The sequence below is a fragment of the Alteromonas sp. PRIM-21 genome (assembly GCF_027563165.1).
Taxonomy (GTDB): domain Bacteria; phylum Pseudomonadota; class Gammaproteobacteria; order Enterobacterales; family Alteromonadaceae; genus Alteromonas; species Alteromonas macleodii_A.
In genome coordinates this window covers 1-1913 of record NZ_JADOEK010000030.1, presented here as the reverse complement: position 1 = coordinate 1913, position 1913 = coordinate 1, and the positions used below count along the sequence as shown (strand labels likewise).

2 protein-coding genes are annotated in these 1913 nt (G+C 42.3%); both read left to right on the top strand.

Going from position 1 to position 1913, the window contains the following annotated elements:
* Positions 1–269 precede the first annotated feature (269 nt).
* A complete protein-coding gene (locus tag IW644_RS19810) occupies positions 270–653 on the top strand; it encodes a hypothetical protein (protein WP_269919042.1) in 384 nt (127 codons plus the stop codon).
* 129 nt (positions 654–782) lie between these two features.
* Entirely contained in the window at positions 783–1238 is a 456-nt protein-coding gene (locus IW644_RS19805) for a hypothetical protein (RefSeq protein WP_269919041.1), read from the top strand.
* The last annotated feature ends 675 nt before the right edge of the window (positions 1239–1913 follow it).

The window sequence follows — 1913 nt, the reverse complement described above, 5'->3', positions numbered from 1 at the left end:
AAACTCGCTCTTTTATCCAGCATTGCCGTTAACATCTGGCATTTCGCACAGGGTTGTTTTATCTTAATTTCAACAATTTAAATAAGTGGCCTTATCGGCTAGTGGTGGCAGCAAAGCTGCGTACTTTCAGTTGTACGCCTAACAAAACGCTGTTGGCACTCCCTTCGGACGCTGGGACGCTAACACGTGGGCTGGCTCGCTTCGCTCGGATTTTAGCCCACGTGCTAGCGCCCCAAAGCTTAGCGTTATGTCTCAGAAGGAATTGATAAATGCGGTTAATTTTTTTATTACTTCTATTAGTCAATTTTGGCTGTCTTGCCTCATCCTGCATAGTAACCGATGAAATGCGCGCACAGTTCAATTCTAAACATGTCGAAGATGTTGCTATTGATACAGCCCTTAGAGATTCAAAATTCTCTGTAACTATTAAATTACCAGAGAGCATTGAAGGTCAAAGTTCTTATTCAGTACGGCTGGTATCAGACAGCCTTGAAGAACCAACATTCATCTTCCCTCTAGACTTGTATGAAGAAGATAACAAAACAAAGGCATGGTATGAAATAGATGCGGGGCTTGTGAGAAAGCACTTCGTAGTGGTCAGCTTAAATGACTATTGTGCTCCGAGCATATTCAAGGAAGTTTTTTACAAGTGAGACATAACAATAAAATTAAGTTCGCCCGCTGCGCGGGCTGGGACGCAAACATGTGGGCTGCTCACTTCGTTCGGATTTTAGCCCACATGCCTGCGCCCCTTATTTAAAAGTTAGAAGCCAAGGAGAATCATGGCTCGTCGTTCAGAGTTCAAAGGAATCGTAAGAAACTTTGCTCACATGCTAAATAACCGCAATAACGATCATCTTGGTTACTGGGCTACAGGACAACTATGCTTGCTCGCACAGAAACAGAACACCTCTTCTATATCAATCAATCTGTTAGAAATAGAGCATAACAGCGTAATAAACCACCTCGAACCTTTTGCTAAAAGCATTCGGAAATCACTCATTAATATGCTGAACTCTCATAAAATCCCCTCATCATGGCTTACGTCAGCTACTGTTACTTTTAGCTTTAATGAACAATATCAAAAGCAGTATCACTATTGGCGTTCGGCTCTGGGTTCCCCCTATCTGGTAACGTTGGAAATCACGTCAGACTTGGGCAAGGTGTATAAACAAACATTTGGTGGTAATGTAAATCCACACGATCCTCTTAAGGAACAACGGCGTGCAGGCTTCTAACAAAAAAAATTAAGTCACTCACTTCGTTCGCTGGGACGCATACATGCGGGGCGGCTTCGCCATTATGCCCCACATGCCTGCGCCCCTTATTTAAAAGTTATGTTCTTCGGTGAGTTATGAGCTTTGAAAAGCCAACAATTTGGGGGAATGGTTCGATAGTACCGTCTGCTAAATGCCCACGGTGCAAACTTATTATGTATCTCGGTAATCAGTGCCCTCATTGCAAACTTATTATGTATCTCGGTAATCAGTGCCCTCATTGCAAGCATTGGTTATCGGAACATGAAAAAGGAGAACAGAATCGTTTTTGGAAGCATCGCAGAAACAAAGCAATTATAAGAGGTATTATTTTCTTTCCTATATTGCTCTTGTTGCTGTATTGGCTTTTTGTTTAAGGCTACAGAAAGGCTGCTTTATTTAGATAGCTTTTTTAAACGCATTAGGTAAACATAACAAGCCAATAAACGCACTCACTGCGTTCGCTGGGACGCATACACGCGGGGCGGCTTCGCCATTATGCCCCACATGTCTGCGCCCGTTATTGAAAAGTTATGTTTCTAGGGAAAGAACACATGTTTTATAAACAACTTCTAAAGCTCACACTAACATGCACACTAGCTATAGCCTGCTTTCCAACCAGTGCAGATAACCAAATTAAAAGAAAGATGTATAACC

Excerpts from the sequence above, each read along its gene's own strand:
- IW644_RS19810 (WP_269919042.1), top strand. The coding sequence starts at position 270 with ATGCGGTTAATTTTTTTATTACTTCTATTAGTCAATTTTGGCTGTCTT.
- IW644_RS19805 (WP_269919041.1), top strand. The coding sequence starts at position 783 with ATGGCTCGTCGTTCAGAGTTCAAAGGAATCGTAAGAAACTTTGCTCAC.